At 58.8% G+C, this 18,214-nt stretch carries 12 protein-coding genes; all 12 read left to right on the plus strand.

What is annotated here, in order from left to right:
* Positions 1–180: 180 nt before the first annotated feature.
* The 12 genes from dppB (at position 181) to hmsP (ending at position 18,083) form a co-directional block, all read left to right on the plus strand.
* Positions 181–1,200, plus strand: a complete 1,020-nt coding sequence (dppB, locus tag AC2CF9_RS12180; RefSeq protein ID WP_484557125.1) for a dipeptide ABC transporter permease DppB — start codon at positions 181–183, stop codon at positions 1,198–1,200.
* Between the two features lie 9 nt (positions 1,201–1,209).
* Positions 1,210–2,112, plus strand: a complete 903-nt coding sequence (gene dppC / locus AC2CF9_RS12185; RefSeq protein WP_150017845.1) for a dipeptide ABC transporter permease DppC — start codon at positions 1,210–1,212, stop codon at positions 2,110–2,112.
* 12 nt (positions 2,113–2,124) lie between these two features.
* Complete coding sequence (gene dppD / locus AC2CF9_RS12190) at positions 2,125–3,111, plus strand: dipeptide ABC transporter ATP-binding protein (RefSeq protein ID WP_150017846.1); 987 nt, start codon at positions 2,125–2,127, stop codon at positions 3,109–3,111.
* The gene (gene dppF / locus AC2CF9_RS12195) at positions 3,101–4,111 is read left to right on the plus strand and encodes a dipeptide ABC transporter ATP-binding subunit DppF (RefSeq protein ID WP_484557126.1); all 1,011 of its coding nucleotides are present in this window, start codon (positions 3,101–3,103) and stop codon (positions 4,109–4,111) included. Before dppD ends, dppF begins: the two co-directional genes overlap by 11 nt.
* 474 nt (positions 4,112–4,585) lie before the next feature.
* Positions 4,586–5,212 carry a cellulose biosynthesis protein BcsO gene (bcsO, locus tag AC2CF9_RS12200; protein WP_190314993.1) on the plus strand — a complete coding sequence of 209 codons (627 nt, stop codon included), beginning with the start codon at positions 4,586–4,588 and terminating at the stop codon, positions 5,210–5,212.
* Positions 5,203–6,003, plus strand: coding sequence for a cellulose biosynthesis protein BcsQ (gene bcsQ, locus AC2CF9_RS12205; RefSeq protein ID WP_150017848.1), 801 nt, complete (start codon positions 5,203–5,205; stop codon positions 6,001–6,003). Before bcsO ends, bcsQ begins: the two co-directional genes overlap by 10 nt.
* Positions 6,004–6,057: 54 nt before the next feature.
* Positions 6,058–8,163 carry a UDP-forming cellulose synthase catalytic subunit gene (gene bcsA, locus AC2CF9_RS12210; protein ID WP_484557127.1) on the plus strand — a complete coding sequence of 702 codons (2,106 nt, stop codon included), beginning with the start codon at positions 6,058–6,060 and terminating at the stop codon, positions 8,161–8,163.
* Positions 8,160–10,595 carry a cellulose biosynthesis cyclic di-GMP-binding regulatory protein BcsB gene (bcsB, locus tag AC2CF9_RS12215; RefSeq protein ID WP_484557128.1) on the plus strand — a complete coding sequence of 812 codons (2,436 nt, stop codon included), beginning with the start codon at positions 8,160–8,162 and terminating at the stop codon, positions 10,593–10,595. Before bcsA ends, bcsB begins: the two co-directional genes overlap by 4 nt.
* An 11-nt stretch (positions 10,596–10,606) precedes the next feature.
* Positions 10,607–14,407 carry a cellulose biosynthesis protein BcsC gene (locus tag AC2CF9_RS12220; protein WP_484557129.1) on the plus strand — a complete coding sequence of 1,267 codons (3,801 nt, stop codon included), beginning with the start codon at positions 10,607–10,609 and terminating at the stop codon, positions 14,405–14,407.
* Positions 14,407–14,853 carry a cellulose biosynthesis protein BcsD gene (gene bcsD, locus AC2CF9_RS12225; RefSeq protein WP_150017852.1) on the plus strand — a complete coding sequence of 149 codons (447 nt, stop codon included), beginning with the start codon at positions 14,407–14,409 and terminating at the stop codon, positions 14,851–14,853. The genes AC2CF9_RS12220 and bcsD overlap by 1 nt, the downstream gene beginning before the upstream one ends.
* Positions 14,854–14,862: 9 nt before the next feature.
* Positions 14,863–15,867 carry a family 8 glycosyl hydrolase gene (locus AC2CF9_RS12230; protein WP_150017853.1) on the plus strand — a complete coding sequence of 335 codons (1,005 nt, stop codon included), beginning with the start codon at positions 14,863–14,865 and terminating at the stop codon, positions 15,865–15,867.
* 206 nt (positions 15,868–16,073) lie between these two features.
* On the plus strand, positions 16,074–18,083 hold the full coding sequence (gene hmsP / locus AC2CF9_RS12235) for a biofilm formation regulator HmsP (RefSeq protein WP_190314996.1): 2,010 nt from the start codon (positions 16,074–16,076) through the stop codon (positions 18,081–18,083).
* Positions 18,084–18,214 lie beyond the last annotated feature (131 nt).

Consider the following 18,214-nt stretch of genomic DNA (forward strand, 5'->3'; position numbering starts at 1 on the left):
GAGGGCCAGCCTGCTGGCCCTCGGATGCGCTCTTTGCCATCCGCGTCCCGTACTTTTTTCCGGCAAATACTTTTACTGAAGCGCTGCCTGCATCGCGTCCGGCTTTGCCGACCGCGCGTTATGAGCAATGTAGTCCCGCGACGACTTTCCGCTGCGGGAGAATGACTGAGAATCCGGCTTATGCTGCAATTCATACTCCGACGTCTGGGCCTTGTCATCCCGACGTTTATCGGTATTACTCTACTGACCTTTGCGTTTGTTCATCTGATCCCCGGCGACCCGGTGCTGATCATGGCGGGCGAACGCGGTATCTCTCCGGAGCGTCACGCACAGCTGATGGCGCAGTTTGGCCTCGACCAGCCGATGTGGAAGCAGTACATCACCTATATCAATGGGGTGCTGCACGGCGATCTCGGTATCTCCCTGAAGAGCCGCATTCCGGTGTGGGAGGAGTTTGTCCCGCGCTTTCAGGCGACGCTGGAGCTGGGCATCTGCGCCATGCTGTTTGCTATCGCCGTGGGTATTCCGGTGGGCGTACTGGCCGCCGTAAAGCGCGGCTCAATTTTCGATCATACCGCCGTGGGGATCTCCCTGACCGGCTACTCCATGCCGATCTTCTGGTGGGGCATCATGCTGATTATGCTGGTATCGGTGCAGCTTAACCTGACGCCGGTCTCTGGCCGGGTCAGCGATACCATCTTCCTTGACGACAGCCATCCCCTGACCGGCTTTATGCTGATCGATACGCTCTTGTGGGGAGAAGAGGGCGACTTCAAAGATGCGGTCATGCATATGATCCTGCCGGCGATTGTGCTGGGCACCATTCCGCTGGCGGTGATTGTGCGTATGACGCGCTCCTCCATGCTGGAGGTGCTGGGCGAGGATTATATCCGCACCGCCCGCGCCAAAGGGCTGACGCGTATGCGGGTGATTGTTGTGCATGCGCTGCGTAATGCGATGCTGCCGGTGGTCACCGTTATCGGTCTGCAGGTCGGTACGCTGCTGGCCGGTGCGATTCTGACCGAGACGATCTTCTCATGGCCGGGTCTGGGCCGCTGGCTGATTGAAGCGCTGCAGCGCCGCGACTATCCGGTAGTGCAGGGCGGCGTGCTGCTGGTTGCCATCCTGATCATTCTGGTCAACCTGCTGGTTGATCTGCTGTATGGCGTGGTTAACCCGCGCATCCGACATAAGAAATAAGGGGGAGCTATGTCTGCTGTTGAACCCGCGCGCGTAACTGCCGCACCAAAGCCGATGACCCCGTTTCAGGAATTCTGGCACTACTTTAAACGTAATAAGGGCGCGGTCATCGGCCTGGTTTACATCACGCTGATGCTGCTGATTGCGATTTTTGCCGATTTCCTGGCACCGCACGGTCCGGCAGAGCAGTTCCGCGATGCGCTGCTGCATCCGCCGGTATGGCAGGAGGGCGGCAGCTGGAGTTATATCCTCGGCACCGATGATGTGGGCCGCGATATTTTGTCACGCCTGATGTTCGGGGCGCGCCTGTCGCTGCTGGTAGGCTGCCTGGTTGTGGTGCTGTCACTGATTTTCGGCGTGATCTTTGGCCTGATGGCGGGCTATCTCGGTGGTGTAGTGGATGCCACCATTATGCGCCTGGTCGATATCATGCTGGCGCTGCCCAGCCTGCTGCTGGCGCTGGTGCTGGTAGCCATCTTTGGCCCCTCTATCGTCAACGCTTCGCTGGCGCTGACGTTTGTGGCGCTGCCGCACTATATCCGCCTGACGCGCGCGGCGGTGCTGGTGGAGGTTAACCGCGATTATGTTACCGCTTCCGGCGTGGCAGGCGCGGGAACGCTGCGTCAGATGTTCGTCAATATTCTGCCAAACTGCCTGGCTCCGCTGATTGTGCAGGCATCGCTCGGTTTCTCCAACGCCATTCTCGACATGGCGGCGCTGGGCTTTCTCGGAATGGGGGCGCAGCCGCCAACGCCGGAGTGGGGCACCATGCTCTCCGACGTTCTGCAGTATGCGCAAAGTGCCTGGTGGGTAGTGACCTTCCCCGGAGTGGTCATCCTGCTGACGGTTCTGGCATTCAACCTCATGGGCGATGGTTTGCGTGATGCACTCGACCCGAAACTCAAGCAGTAAAGAGGCACCGAGATGGCGTTATTAAATGTAGAGAAGTTATCGGTGCATTTCGGCGACGAAAAAACACCGTTCCGTGCGGTTGACCGCATCAGTTATCAGATAGAGCAGGGCCAGGTCGTCGGGATTGTCGGTGAGTCGGGCTCCGGTAAATCAGTCAGTTCGCTGGCGATTATGGGTCTGATCGATTTTCCTGGCCGCGTCATGGCTGAGAAGCTGGAGTTTAACCAGCGCGATTTGCAGAAAATCTCTGAAAAAGAGCGCCGGCAGCTGGTTGGCGCAGAAGTTGCGATGATTTTTCAGGATCCGATGACCAGCCTTAATCCCTGCTATACCGTGGGTTTCCAGATTATGGAAGCGCTCAAGGTGCATCAGGGCGGCAGTAAACGCACCCGCCGCCAGCGCGCTATCGATCTGCTGGAGCAGGTCGGTATTCCCGATCCGGCTTCGCGGCTGGATGTCTATCCGCACCAGCTGTCGGGCGGCATGAGCCAGCGCGTGATGATCGCCATGGCGATTGCCTGCAAGCCTAAACTGCTGATTGCCGATGAGCCAACCACGGCGCTGGATGTCACCATTCAGGCGCAGATCATCGAACTGCTGCTGGCGCTGCAGAAGCAGGAGAACATGGCGCTGATCCTCATTACCCACGATCTGGCGCTGGTTGCCGAAGCGGCGCAGCACATTATCGTGATGTATGCCGGTCAGGTGGTGGAGAGTGGCAAAGCTGTGGATATCTTCAAAGCGCCGCGTCATCCCTATACGCAGGCGCTGCTGCGCGCGCTGCCGGAGTTTGCGGCAGACAAAGCGCGGCTGGCATCGCTGCCAGGCGTGGTGCCGGGCAAATATGACCGCCCCTCTGGCTGTCTGCTGAATCCGCGCTGCCCCTATGTGACCGATCGCTGCCGTACCGAAGAACCTGCGCTGCGCGATATTCCGGGCCGCCAGTCTAAATGCCACTTCCCACTGGATGATGCCGGGAGACCGACCTATGAGTCCTGATAACATGAAGCAGGATTATCTGCTGCAGGCGATTGACCTGAAAAAACACTACCCGGTGAAGAAAGGCCTGTTTGGTCAGGAGCGCCTGGTGAAGGCGCTTGATGGCGTCTCCTTCAACCTTGAACGGGGTAAAACGCTGGCGGTAGTTGGCGAGTCGGGCTGCGGAAAATCCACGCTTGGCCGTCTGCTGACCATGATCGAAACCCCGACCGAAGGCGAGCTTTACTGGCACGGACAGGATTTGCTGAAGCACGATCCACAGGCGCAAAAACTACGCCGGCAGAAAATTCAGATCATCTTTCAGAACCCCTACGGCTCACTCAACCCGCGTAAAAAAATCAGCCAGATCCTCGAAGAGCCGCTGATTATTAACACCGCGCTGAGCAAAGCAGAGCGGCGTGAAAAAACGCTGGAGATGATGGCGAAAGTGGGTCTCAAGACCGAACATTACGATCGCTATCCGCACATGTTCTCCGGCGGTCAGCGTCAGCGTATTGCCATTGCGCGCGGGCTGATGCTGGATCCGGATGTCCTGATCGCGGATGAGCCGGTTTCGGCGCTCGATGTTTCAGTGCGCGCGCAGGTGCTGAACCTGATGATGGATCTGCAGCAGGACCTCGGCCTCTCCTACGTCTTTATTTCGCACGACCTCTCAGTGGTAGAGCACATCGCCGATGAAGTCATGGTGATGTACCTGGGACGCTGCGTGGAGAAAGGCAGTAAAGAAGCGATCTTCAGCAATCCGCGTCATCCTTATACGCAGGCGCTGCTTTCCGCCACGCCACGTCTTAATCCGGATGAGCGGCGCGAGCGTATTAAACTGACCGGTGAGCTGCCCAGCCCGCTCAATCCGCCGCCAGGCTGCGCGTTCAACGCGCGCTGCCGTCGCCGTTTTGGCACCTGCGTGCAGCTGCAGCCAAAACTCAAACGCTATGGCGATCAGCAGGTTGCCTGCTTTGCGGTCGATCAGGATGAAAACCAGCCGCTGGAAACACCCTGATTAACGCCACTGATAAAAAAGGCTCCCGCGGGAGCCTTTCTTTTTTTCAGCGAAAACAGTTCAGCAATGCTAACCTTTATCAGGTTAACCGGGCATAAGACCGGAAATCTATCACATTACGTTATCTGACTGTCAGCGCCAGGGCTCCCCGCGCAGCGTGCTAAGACAAATTCTTAAATCACCGCGCAGGCGTTACCGGCTTACCCGCTGGGATTATGCAACGCTGAATTCATAAATATCCTTTTTTTACATAGAGTTATTTGCATTGCAGCGGGTTTTTCGTTTTGGTTAATGGCAATGTATTAGTCTCTTCTCGCCGCGTATCTCCCGCCGGCAAAGCGTCCGGTTTTTTATAAACACAGATAAAGCAGCTTTATCAGATATGCGGTTTTAATAATCAGAATTTTCTCACCGTCTTTTAATGTGTGTGCTATATTCGCCAAAAAATTCCCTCTGCTTTCACAGGCACTGATCATGAAGAATTATGACGATCTGCAGCGTTTCAAAGAAAAAACGCAGACGCTTGATATCGATTTCAAAGATATGTCGGGTCAGGCGCAGAGCGCCGATCATCATCAGTGGGCCATTCTGCGCCAGCTGAGTACAGATGACGCACCGGAGCTGGGCCAGGGGCAGCGTATCGATCTGCCTCAGCCACAGCCTGTCGGGCCTGAGGCATTTGCCGCGCCAGCCATACCCGCCGCTCCGCGTGCTCCGGCTGAGAACGGCGCCGCGCTGCTCACCAGCCTGGCGGCCACCGCGCCGGTTCGCGAGGCCGCGCCGGGCAGCAGTGCGCTGTTTCCGCCGCCGCCGCCGAAGCGCGCGCCGGCAGCGATGCCAGCGGCGGCGCTTGTGGAGCGGCAGCGCGCCGGCTCGCTGTTTCCGCCTCCGCTTTCTGAGCCGGTTATGGCCCGCTCCGCTGCCCCGCAGCCGCCTGCCAGCGCGGTGCCGGTCGCAGCAGCGCCAGCGGCAGCGCCTGTCGCTCCGCCCGCCTCTGCCCGCTTCAGCACGCTGTTTCGCTCGCGTCCGGCTGAACCCGCTGTATTGTCCAAAGAAACACTCCTCAAACCGTTACTGGAGAAGATTGCGTTATGCCGTTAGTTTGTGTGTGCTCGCCAAAAGGGGGAGTAGGGAAGACCACCATGGCGGCCAACCTTGCATGGAGTCTGGCGCGCGCCGGCAGCAAGGTGCTGGCAATCGATTTTGATGTGCAGAATGCGCTGCGTCTGCATTTTGGCGTCCCGCTGCAGGATGGCCGCGGCTTTGTTGCGCGCTCTGAAGAGCAGGCTGACTGGAGCCAGTCGATTCTGACCACCGGCGGAAATATTTTTGTGCTGCCCTACGGCGACGTTACAGAGGAGCAGCGTGAACGCTTTGAGCACAAGCTTGCCAGCGACACGCATTTTCTGCGGCGCGGTCTCGACACCGTGCTGAATTATCCCGGTCTGGTGATTGTGGCCGATTTTCCTCCCGGTCCGGGACCGGCGCTTAAAGCGATGCAGCAACTTGCCGATATGCATTTAGTGGTAATGCTTGCGGATACGGCATCCGTCTCTCTGCTGCCGCAAATTGAAAATAACCGCATGATTGGTCAGCCGCTGAATAATAAACATGGCCACTATTTTGTGCTGAACCAAAGCGACAATCGCCGCAATATCAGCCGGGAAGTCACGTCATTTATGCAGCAGCGCCTGGGCGATAACCTGCTTGGCGTTGTCCACCGCGATGAAAGCGTGGCGGAAGCGAATGCATCACAGCAGTCAGTTTACGATTTCAGTCCCGCTTCCGCGGCCGCATTTGATATTGAACTGGTGGCAAAGCGCATTGCTAATTTGCTTAGTATTCAGGTCGGTAACGGTGAAGTTCAGGCACCGATCCGCAGCCAGTATTAATAGCCGGGTTCAGGCCTGGCTCAGATAATTTATAACGCTTTTTCAGGGTGACTCATGAGTAAACTCGGGTTTTACCTGCTGCTGCTGGTGCTCGCGCCGGTGGCGGCGGTAATCATCATCACGCCTATGGACAGCCAGAAACAATATATTTTTGGCTTAATCAGCATCGGGATGATGTTTTTACTGGGCTTCAGCAAAAGCCGTAAAATAACCGTGGTAATGGTTATTCTTTCCGCGCTGATGTCGACCCGATATATCTGGTGGCGCACAACCGAAACGCTGGAATTTAATTCCGAGATCGAAGCTATTCTCGGCATTGGTTTATATCTGGCTGAACTTTACGTCTGGCTGATCTTAATTCTCGGCTTCCTGCAGACCACCTGGCCATTAAAGCGTACGATCGAACCGCTGCCGGATGATACCCGCCTGTGGCCCACAGTGGATGTATACGTACCGACCTATAACGAAAGTCTGGATGTGGTGCGCGATACCGTGCTGGCGGCGCAGTGTATCGATTACCCGCGCGATAAAATCAAAGTCTATCTGCTGGATGACGGCAAGCGCAGCGAGTTTGCGGTATTCGCCGCCGACGTGGGCGTGGGCTATATCACGCGTGATGACAACCGGCACGCCAAAGCGGGCAATCTTAATCACGCGATGACCATTACCAAAGGCGAGCTGATCTGCGTGTTCGACTGCGATCACGTCGCCACGCGCGCGTTCCTGCAGGCAACGGTCGGCCCCTTCCTGAAAGATCCGAAGCTGGCCCTGCTGCAGACGCCGCACTATTTCTACTCTCCCGATCCGTTCGAGCGCAACCTGCGCGCCGCCCGCTCTATTCCTAATGAGGGATCGCTGTTTTATGGTCCGGTACAGCAGGGCAATGACAACTGGAACGCGACCTTTTTCTGCGGCTCCTGTGCCGTTATCCGGCGCAGCGCGCTGGAAGAGATTGGCGGCTTTGCCGTTGAGACCGTGACGGAAGATGCGCACACCGCGCTGAAAATGCAGCGTCGCGGCTGGGGCTCAGCGTTTCTGGCGATCCCGCTGGCGGCCGGTCTGGCAACGGAACGCCTCGGCCTGCACGTTATTCAGCGTACCCGCTGGGCGCGCGGCATGACGCAGATTTTCCGCGTAGATAATCCGCTGTTTGGTCGCGGCCTGAAGTGGCAGCAGCGCCTCTGCTATCTCAACGCCATGCTGCACTTTCAGTTTGGTCTGCCGCGCGTGGCGTTTCTTACCGCGCCGCTGGCTTATCTGCTGTTTAACCTGAATATCATCCACTCTTCGGCGTCGCTGATCTTCGCCTATGTGCTGCCGCATCTGGTGATGTCGCTCTACGTTAACTCCCGCATGAATGGCCGCTTCCGCTATACCTTCTGGGGAGAGATTTATGAAACGGTGATGTGCTTCCACCTGGTGATCCCGACCCTGCTGACGCTGCTGTCGCCGAAGCATGGCAAGTTCAACGTAACGGACAAAGGCGGGCTGCTCGATCAGGGCTTCTTTGATTTTCATATCGTACGCCCACACGTCATTGTCGCGACGCTGCTCTCCATCGGCATTGTGGCCGGCGTAGTCCGCGCGACGGCGCATGACTATTTCGGGGTCGATCCCTGGGTTATCGCGCTCAACGTTGGCTGGGCGATTTTCAGTCTGATTATTCTGATGGCGGCCATCGCCGTGGCGCGCGAAACCAAGCAGGTGCGTAAAACCATTCGTATTGAGGTGCAGATCCCGGCTGTGATCCACTACGCCAGCGGGATTTCGTCGCGCACCCGCACCAGCGATCTCTCGATGGGCGGTGCGCAGCTGGATGCGCCTGATAACCGGCATGAACAGGATGAGATTGAAGAGATCGATCTGCTGCTGAAGTCCGGCACCATCACCATTCCGGTCAGCAAAATTTCCGGCGATGCAGAGACGATTCGCCTGCGCTTTGGCGCGATGCCGCTGGCGCGTCGCCGCGAGCTGGTTCGCGTGGTGCTGGCGCGAGCGGATGCGTGGATCCAGCCGGAGTACAAGCAGGACAATCCGCTGGTGTCGATCGGCACTATTATTCGTACCGTTTTTGAGCTGTTCTGGCTGACCTGGAAAGATCGCCGCGAGAAGCACAAGCGTGATAACCAGCCTGCGGCCAAAGAGGACAGCGCAGCATGAAAAGATTAACGCAAACGCTGCTCGCCAGTTCGCTGGCGACGGCACTGCTGCTTACTCCGGTTCAGGCTGAGGAGCCTGCGGTCACACAGGATAGCAATGCGCTGTCAGCCGTGCCGCCGCCGGAAGGGCTCACGGCCGATCAGCAGCTGCAGCAGGCCGCCGGGGCTGCCCCTTATGCGCCGGAAAACAGTGCCGGCGCGCCAGCTGAGACTGAGGCGCCGGCAATTCTGTTGCCTGCACCTGCGGCTGATACCGGAAGCGCCGTCCTCAACCAGCCGGTAAGCAGTACGATTTCCGTGGCGCAGATGGGCCAGAAACAGGGCATCACCCTTACCGGAGGACAGCTGCAGTCGGGCATTACCTTTACCCTGCCCGGTGATGAGGTGGTTACCAACGCGCGTCTCAACCTGTCGCTGCGCGTCTCATCAGCGCTGGCAGCGCGCAACACCTCGCTGCAGCTGATGCTGAACGGACAGCCGCTCGGCACGCTGCCGCTCGGCTCCAGCGACAGCGATGTCAGCGACTATCAGCTGGATATCCCGGCTGCCATGGTGGTGTCAGATAACAATCTCAGCTTTAAAATTAACGATGCGGATAAGCTGCTGTGCGAGAAAGAGAGCGCGCAGCAGTATCAGGTAACAATTCTGCCGCAAACCACGCTGAGCCTGGAGGGTCAGCAGCTGAACATCGGTACCAGTCTGCGCAACTTCCCGCGTCCGTTTATCGATGCGCAGCGTATGACTCCCGCCAGCGTGACCTTTGGTTTTGCCAGCAGCGTGACGCCGGATGCGGTGAGCGCTGCCGCGCTGGTGGCGTCGTGGATGGGCATTCAGTCTGACTACCGCGGCATTCGCTTTCCGGTGAGCCGCGGCGCACTGCCAGAGCGCAACGGTATTCTGGTCGGGCATCCGGGCGATAAAATCGGCATGGTGACGCTGCCAGCCAGCAACGGTCCGCTGCTGCAGGTGATCGATAATCCTGATAATCCGGTCTATAAACTGCTGCTGATTGTGGGCAGTGATGACGCACAGCTGCGTCAGGCGGCGAATCGTCTGACAACTAAACCGCTGACCACGGATGCCAGCCAGCTTGCTGTGCAGCCGCAGCCGCTGGCCCAGCGTAAACCTTACGATGCCCCGCGCTGGATCAACACCTCACGCCCGGTACGCCTGAGTGAACTGCTGCGGAAAGATCAGAGCCTGACCACGACCGGTATCTGGCATGACGCGCTGCGCGTTAACTTCCGCGCGGCGCCCGATCTGTTTTTATGGGATGGCGATACGATCCCGGTCAACCTGAACTACCGTTTTCCCACTGAAAGCTGGATCGACGAAAACAATTCGTTCCTGAATGTCGCTCTCAACGGAACTTTCCTGCGTAATCTGACGGTTAACAAAGTCGGCCTGCTGGAGAGCGCCTGGCACCGCCTGGGCGGCGATGCGCGTCAGGAGCACTATACCCTGAAGCTGGAGCCGTATCTGATTTACGGCGATAACCAGCTGGCGCTCTACTTTAATATCAAGCCAAAAGCGGATGCGCCGTGCGGCGTACTGCTTAACAACAACATCAAAAGCCGCATTGAAGAGGATTCGTGGATCGATCTGAGCCATACCCGTCACTTTACCATGCTGCCAAATCTCTCTTACTTTGTCGGGGCCGCGTTCCCGTTCACGCGCCTGGCAGATTTCTCGCAGACCACGCTGCTGCTGCCGGAGAAACCGGGCGATGCGGAGATCGCCACGCTGCTCGATATGGCGGCGCGCGCGGGTAATGCAACCGGCGTTGCGCTGGTACAGAACCAGGTGCTGTTTGGCCTGCCTGAAGGCGGCACCAACCTGAGCCGGCTGCAGCAGAATGATGTACTGGCGGTCAGCACCATGCAGCACAGTGCCTTTACGCAGCAGATGCTGCACGGCACGCCGTGGCAGACCAGTGGCAATACGCTGAGCGTTAACGAGCCTGGCCTGATGGAGAAGCTGCGCGGCTGGCTGACCGGCGACTGGTATCGTCAGCAGCTGGACGCCGATCGCTACTTCTCCTCTAATGAGGCGTGGCGCGGTTTTGTCAGCTATCGCTCGCCGTGGAGTGCCGACCGGCTGGTGGTAATGACGGTGGCAACCAGCGATCAGCAGCTGCTGCGCCTGCATGACGATCTTAACTCAGCGCGCATCAACGCCGGTATTCGCGGCGATACCGCCATCATTACCGATGAGAACGGGATCCGCAGCTTCCGCGTTGGCCCGCAGTTTCCGAGCGGTGAGATGCCGTGGTACATGATGGTGGTGTGGTACGCCAACCAGCACTCGGTGCTGATGGCGCTGGCCGCGCTGCTGGTTGCCGTGCTGATCGGCAGCAGCGCCTGGCTCATGCTGAAGCGTCACGCATGGCGGCGTCTTAATCCCAAAGCAGACAGTCAGTCCGGCAGGAAGTAAGGATAAAAAGAATGCATAAAAATATACTGAGTGCCGGCATCCGCCACGCCCTGCTGCTGGGTGGGGCGCTGACGCTCTCTCAGCCGCTGCTGGCGGCAGAGAGCAACAATCCTGCGCTGCAGGCGCTGTTTGACCAGGCTGCCTACTGGCATCAGAAAGCGCATGACGATCTGGCAAAGGCGTCGCTGCAGAAAATCCTGCAGGCGGAGCCAAATAATACCCAGGCGCTCTATCTGCTGGCGCTCTACTCCCAGCAGACCGGAAGTACCGCCGAGGCAGCGCAGTGGCGTGCGCGGCTGAGTGCCGTTTCGCCCAACGATGCGCATCTGGCCGAGCTGGATAACGCCCGTCAGCTGCAGAGTATTCCGCAGGCGCAGCTGTCGCTGGCGCGTCAGCAGGCGCGCAGCGGCAACATCGCCGCAGCGCTGCAGACGTGGCGCAACACCTTCAGCGGCAACGAGCCACCGCCGAGCGTCGCCGCTGAATATTATCTGACCATGGCTGGCGATCGCACGCTGCTGCCGCAGGCGGTTGAGGCGCTGCGGCAGTTTGCCGCCGATCATCCGCAGGATACCGGTGCGCAGCTGGCGCTGGGCAAGGCGATGACCTATCAGGAGTCGACCCGTCGTCAGGGAATTGAGCTGCTGGCCGGTATGGCTGACGGCAACAAAGAGGCTGACCGCTCGCTGCGTCAGGCGCTGCTCTGGCTGGCACCGCAGGCTCAGGACGCTGCGCTCTATCAGACCTGGCAGCAGCGTCATCCTCAGGATAACGCGGTACTGGAGTACTACCGTAAAAACGTGGGCGGCGCGGAAAAGGGTGCCGGCTTTACGGCTCTGAACAGCGGCGATGTCAGCGGTGCGCAGTCCAGCTTTGAAAAAGTGCTGCAGGCGAACCCGCAGGATGCGGATGCGCTGGCGGGCATGGGCTATGTTGCGCAGCGCGCCGGGCGCTACGCTGAAGCCGCAGACTACCTGAACCGGGCGGCACAGCTGGGGGGCGATCAGAGCGATGCGCGGCAGAAACAGGCGGCGGATGCCCGTTTTTACGCGCAGCTTGCCGCCGCTCAGCAGGCGCTGAAAAGCGGCGACAGTGCGCAGGCGCTGGCGCTGAGCGAGCCGCTGACCCAGGCCGAAGGCGAAAAAGGCGTGGCGGCAAAACTGTTCCGTGCCGATGTGCAGCGCCGCACCAATCAGCCGCAGCAGGCGGAGCAGACCTACCGTGCGATCCTGCAAAGCGATGCGGATAACCGCAGTGCCAAAGAGGGGCTGTTCTATGTGCTGCGTCAGCAGAATCGCAGCGCTGAAGCCAACAGCCTGCTCGCCTCACTGCCTGACAGCGTACGGCAGAGCGTGGCACCACGCGGTAACAACAGCGATCCCATCCGGGCGCAGGCGAAACGTGAGCAGGCCGCAGGCAATAGCGCTGCCGCGATTGCCACGCTGACCAGCGGCGTACAGCGCTATCCCACCGATGGCTGGCTGCGTCTGGATCTGGCGCGGCTCTATCGCGCGCAGGGCAATACGCTGATGGCGGCCAATGTCATGCAGCCGGTGATGCGCAACGGTGCGACCAGCAGCGAACTCTATGCCGGTGCGCTCAACGCCAGCGAAAGCGGCGCGTGGCAGCAGGCCAGCCAGCTGCTGGCGCGTATTCCCGATCGCAGTAAAACCGGCGCAATGCGCGAACTGGCGCAGCGCGTTAACTTTAATCTGCAAATGGCAACGGCTGACCAGTATCTGGCGCAGGGCTCGAATGCGGCGGCGGCGAACACGCTGCGCGCGCTGGCTGCGACCCCGCCGGCTAATCCGGTTGACGCCGGCAATCTGGCGGAGAAACTGGCGAAAGCGGGCGATCTCACCAGCGCCGTGGCGGTAGTACGCAGCAACATGCAGCGCGGCGTGCAGGGTAACGCCGGGGATTATGCTACGCAGGTTACGGTGCTCAACCAGGCGGGCTTAAGCGGTGAGGCGCAGCGTTTTCTCAGCTCGCCTGAGCTGCAGGCGCGCAGTACGCCCGCGCAGCTGGCTGATGTGCGCAACGGCTATCTGATCAACGAAGTGGATCGCCTGCGCGAGCAGAAACAGTATGCGGCGGCCTATGACAAACTGGTGGGTGCGCTGCAGCAGGATCCGCAAAACCGCGATCTGATGTTTGCCATGGCGCGTCTCTATCAGTCCGGCAAAATGAATAAAGAGGCGGGCGTGGTCTATGACTATCTGATCACGCAGGATACGCCGCAGCAGGATGCGCGCACTGGAGCCATTAACGTGGCGCTGGCGCAGAATGATATCAACAGGGCAAATACGCTGACGCGCGGGCTGCGTAATGAAGAGTCGCCGGAGCGACTGCTGCTGCTGGCGCGCGTAGCGGAAGCCAACGGTGAGCACAGCGAAGCGATGCGTTATCTGCGCACCGCACGCGGTAAAATGATTGGTCTGCAGGGCGCGCAAAGCGGCAGCGTACCCACGGTTGGCGGACTGGCGCTGGCAGACAATCCCTTTATCAACCGCAGCACCTCGCCGGTTGGCCGTTCATCTTCCAGCTATGGCGCAGTCATGCCGTGGCAGAACGCACCGACTGTCAGCCGCACCGCAGACACTGCACTGGCAGCCGATACGCCCGCGCTGCAGCAGAATCAGACACTGCATCAGATTGATACGATGATGGAGGCGCTGCAGGAGAAAACCGGGACCTGGGTACAGGGCCAGATGCAGGTACGCGGACGCGATGGCGAATCGGGATTGAGTAAGCTGACGGAAGCGAAAGCGCCGCTGACCTTTTCCACGGTGCCGTTTGGCGAATCGCGGTTTGATTTTACCGTTACGCCGGTTTCACTGACGGCGGGCAGCGCTGGCGGAGATGCATGGCGTCGCTTTGGCAGCAATGCGCTGGTGCAGGGCAATGTGGTGGCGGCAGGCGATGCAAAACTCACTGACGTACCCGCTTCAGCTACCGATTCGCAGTCCGCTTCCGGCGTTGAGCTGAACATGGCGCTGAAGGGCGACAGCTATAAAATCGATCTCGGCAGCACGCCGCTGGGCCAGGATCTCAGCACGCTGGTGGGCGGGATCCAGTGGTCACCGAAGCTGACTGATTTCCTGACGCTGATCCTGACCGGTGAACGCCGTGCCATGACCGACAGCCTGCTTTCCTATGTGGGCGCAGAAGATAAAACCAGCGGCAAACGCTGGGGACGCGTAACGAAAAATGGCGCGAATGCCCTGCTGAGCTATGACAACGGCGATGCCGGACTCTATGCCGGCGGCGGCGCTTATAGCTACATTGGCGAAAATGTGGCGAGCAACCAGAGCGTTCAGGCAACCGCTGGCGTTTATGTACGGCCTTTCCACTACGACGATCGCGAGCTGAAGGTGGGGATGAACCTCTCCTGGATGGATTTCTCCAAAAATCTTAGCTATTTCAGTTATGGTCAGGGCGGCTATTTCAGCCCGCAGAACTATGCGTCCGTTTCATTCCCGGTGGATTTCAGCCGTCAGTTTGACGATCTGAAAGTCAACGTCGGGGGATCGGTAGGGTATCAGTCTTACAGCCAGGATAAGAGCGCCTATTTCCCGGACGATGCTGCGCTGCAGTCGCAGCTGCAGAGTCTGGCCGATCGCGGCTTTGTCAGAAGTGCTTACTACAGCGGTGAAAGTAAAAACGGCATAGGTTACAACCTGCACGCCGGTGCGGATTATAAGATTAATAAAGATGTCACGATTGGCGGGCAGCTGGGGTATGACACCTTTGGCGACTATAACGAAAGCACTGCCAACCTCTACTTCCGCTATATGTTTGGAGATAACTGATGAGCGAGCAACCCACCGCACGCGTGACCTGGTCGCCTCAGCCTGGCTGGTTTGACCTGGTCTGCGTAATGACAGAGGGCGTGCTGGAGAACGGCGGCGATGAGGCCACGGCTTTTCTGGCCAGCACCGGGGAGACGCTGGCGATGCGCTATCCGCTGCCGGCTTCACGTACCGTGCAGGATCTGGAGCGGGAGATGAATCTGCAGCTGGCCCGCTTCAACTGGGGCTTTGTGCAGCTGCACCCGGCAGAAAATGCGATTCAGATTGAGCATCATGCGCTGCCAGCCGGTCACGACACGCTGCCGGCTGAACGCTGGCGGCTGGCAATGGGCGCCGTGCTGGGCGGCCTGTATGCGCAATGGCTGCGCGATCAGGGCGGCAGCGCCGCAGTACCGCTGACGCTGGAAAACAACAATGGCTCAACGCTGCTGTATCGATATCAATAGGAAGCGGTAATGAATGTAATGCGGCACGGGCGTCGGTGGATGCTCTGTTTAATGATGATATTTTTTAGCGCGCAGGCGATGGCAGACGGCTGGAGCAGTTATAAAAGCCGCTTTCTGAACAGCGACGGCCGGATTATCGATACCGGCAACAAAGGCGTCAGCCATACAGAGGGTCAGGGCTACGGTATGCTGCTGGCGATAGCGAATAACGATCGCGCTACCTTTGATCTGCTGTGGCAGTGGACGCGTACCCACCTGCATAATCCGCAAAATGATCTGTTTTACTGGCGTTATGTGCCTGATGCGGCCGATCCGGTGGCAGACAAAAACGACGCCAGCGACGGTAATGTGCTCATTGCCTGGGCGCTGCAGCGTGCGGCTCAGAAGTGGGGAGGGGATTATCAGCAGGATTCCGATCGCATTCAGCGGGCAATTATTAAGCTGAACGTGATCGATTACGCCGGACACAAAGTTATGCTGCCTGGCGCAAACGGCTTTAATAAGTCGAGCTACGTCGTGCTGAACCCCTCCTATTTCCTGTTTGCTGCCTGGCAGGCGTTTGCACAGCAGAGCCATCTGCGCGTCTGGAACACGCTCATTGACGATGGCATGACGCTGCTGGGTGAGATGCAGTTTGGTAAAACCGCGCTGCCGCTGGACTGGGTTGCACTGAATGCGGATGGCTCTGTCGCGCCGGCGGTGGGGTACTCTAACCGGTTCAGTTATGATGCGATTCGCGTGCCGCTGAATATCTGGTGGTACGATCCGCAGAGCCTGCGGCTGGTGCCTTTTCAGCGCGTCTGGCAGGGCTATCCGCGTCAGACCACGCCGGCCTGGTTCGACGTACTGGCTAACAGCCCGGCACCTTACAATATGGAAGGTGGCCTGACAGCGGTACGCGATTTGACGCTGAACCAGACCGGTCATCTCAGCGACCGCATTCAGCCGGAACAGAACTACTTCTCTGCCAGCCTGCAGCTATTAGTGTGGCTTGCCTGGCAGGAAAAAGGTTAATGCTCTTCTGCGAGCGCGCGGTGCGCGCTCGCGTTCTCCCGCTCCCGGCAACGGGCAAAACACTGAAAACGCGTCTCTCTCCCTTCCGACCGATGATTTTCACCCTTATCGCGGCGTACAACGTCTGAGACCTGGGATATACTTGCTGCGCATTCAGGCTACTATCACTCCGGATTATGGCGGCATTGCGGCCGGGAGAAATTTTTTTGCGCGTCAGTCGCTCGTTAACCATCAAGCAAATGGCAGCCGTGTCTGCGGTTGTGCTGGTAACGATCACGATTTTTATCGTTATCCAGCTCTTTCACTTTGTGCAGCAGCGCAGGGTTGATTACGCCCAGCAGATGGAGAATGTGGCGCACACGGTACGCCAGCCGCTCTCAGAGGCGGTGCTGAAAGCGGACATCCCTCAGGCGGAGCATATCCTTAATACACTAAAACCCGCCGGTATTCTGTCGCGGGCCGATGTGGTGCTGCCCAATGCGTTTCAGGCGCTGCACGCCGATTTTGCACCGGAAAAGCCGGTTCCGCGTCTGGTCGCCCGGCTGTTTGAACTGCCGGTGCAGATTACGCTGCCGCTGTATGCGATAGAGCGGGGCGGCATGCCAAAACCCATCGCCTATCTGGTGCTTCAGGCGGACTCCTCACGCGTTTACCAGTTTCTGCTCAGTACGCTCTCAACCATGATCACCACCTGGCTGCTGATGGCGCTGATCCTCTCGGTCGCCATTAGCTGGTGTATTAACCGTCTGGTTGTGCACCCGCTGCGCGATATTTCACGCGAGCTGCAGGAGCTGCCGCCGCCAGCCATCCTGACACACAAGCTGACGCTGCCCGGCAATCACCGCGATGATGAGATAGGCATGCTGATCCGCAGCTATAACCGCAATCAGCAGGTGCTGGAGTCTGTTCACGATGAGATGAGCCGGCTGACCACCCATTTTGCCGTGACGGATCTGCCTAACCGCACGCTGTTCCTGGCGCTGCTCGACCAGCATCTGCAGCAGCGTCACCGGCAGCAGCCCTGGAGCGTCATGGTTATTCGTATCGAAACGCTGCAGGAAGCCAACGGCGTGCTGAGCGATGAGCAGCGCGATACGCTAATGCTGACGCTGGTAGAGAAAATCCGCAGCACGATTGATGATCATACGCTGCTGGCGCAGACGGGGCCCAGCGATTTTGCGCTGCTGCTGAAGCGGGCGCACAACCCGTTCCGTGCGATGCGCCTGGCGCGCAACCTGATGCTGCGTATCAATCAGCCAGTCAATCTGTATCAACTGCAGCTGCGACCTAATGCCAGTATCGGGCTGTCGCTCTCTGACGAGAGCCTGTGCTCTGCACGCGAGCAGCTGGATCGGGCGACGTCAGCCATGATGTCAGCGCGGCATCAGGGGAAAAATCAGATCCTGTTTTTTGATCCGGTACTGACCGAACGGGCGCAGAAGCGGCTGACACAGGAGCATGACATTCTGCAGGGACTTCAGGCGGGCGAATTTGCACTTTATCTGCAGCCCCAGCTCAACATGGCAACCGGCGAGCTGACGGGTGCTGAAGCGCTGCTGCGAATGCGGATGGCGGATGGCAGCTACGGGCTGCCGGAAGAGTTCATCGCCAGCGCGGAAGAGATTGGGGTGATTTCCGCCATCGGTCGCTGGGTGTTTGAAGAGGCGTGCCGCATTCTGGCCGGCTGGCAGCGACGGGGAATTACGCTGCCGCTGAGCGTAAATATTTCGGCCCTGCAGCTGCGCGACAGCGGCATGGTGACGCATCTGCAGAGCCTGCTGGAACGGCATCGCATCCGGCCAGGTTCTTTGGTACTGGAAGTTACCGAAACCGCCGGGATAGGCGATGCTGAGCAGGCGATGGCGCTGCTGCTCGCGCTACAGCAGACCGGGGTTGCCGTTGCGCTGGACGATTTCGGTATGGGCTACTGCAATCTCAATTACCTGCATCAGTTTAAAGCGTTACCGGTTAATAAGCTGAAGATGGATCGCAGCTTTGTCGCCGCGCTGCCGGACGATGACACCATGGTGCGTATCGTGGCCGCCGTGGCAAAGATTGTGGATGCCGATGTTGTGGCTGAAGGAGTAGAGACGGCGGAGCAGCGCGACTGGCTGCTGGCGCGCGGCATCACTATCGGTCAGGGCTATCTGTATGCCGAAGCCCTGCCGCTTACCGCCTTTGAGCAGGGCTGGCTGCAGCGCTGTTCACGCACGTGATAGTGACCTTATCAATTGATTGTTCTGCAGAAACCGCGCCACAGCGCCAGCTGAAGCGTTTCAGTTCATAGTTAGAGTTTTGTAACTTTTGTAAGGAATGTCAGGGGATACTCATCCTGTTAACAGGGTGT

Source organism: Pantoea sp. SYBGC1 (assembly GCF_057197005.1).